The organism is Mesorhizobium sp. M5C.F.Ca.ET.164.01.1.1 (assembly GCF_004792125.1).
Taxonomy (GTDB): domain Bacteria; phylum Pseudomonadota; class Alphaproteobacteria; order Rhizobiales; family Rhizobiaceae; genus Mesorhizobium; species Mesorhizobium wenxiniae.
The window spans coordinates 1-340 of the sequence record NZ_SRTG01000303.1; the positions used below are offsets into that span (position 1 = coordinate 1).

Annotated in this window: 1 protein-coding gene; it reads left to right on the forward strand. The window is 58.5% G+C overall.

What is annotated here, in order from left to right; translation table 11 throughout:
• A partial coding sequence (locus EN807_RS33575) for a nitrogenase component 1 (protein ID WP_281405257.1) occupies nucleotides 1–340 on the forward strand: 340 nt, incomplete at both ends.

The following is a 340-nucleotide window of genomic DNA, read 5'->3' on the forward strand; positions in this document are numbered from 1 at the left end:
ATAGCCGCGGCCGTCACAACGACCGACAGGTCTAAAATTCTCAAGAAAGTCCCGGCGGTTTCGGTTCAGATCGGCGATCTCGGCGATCTGGAAAGTCTTGCCGTCGGTGCTGACCTGCTTGTCACGCATTCGCACGGGCGCCAAGCATCGGAGCGGCTCGGAATTCCGCTCATGCGCATCGGGTTCCCGGTCTTCGATCGACTAGGCAGCCAGCACAAGCTCGCAATTCTCTATCAGGGCACCCGCGACATGATCTTCGAGGTCGCCAGCATCTTCCAGGCCAACCAACACGCGCCCACTCCTGAGGCGCTTGATCCACTCCGTAATCGAGAAATATCAC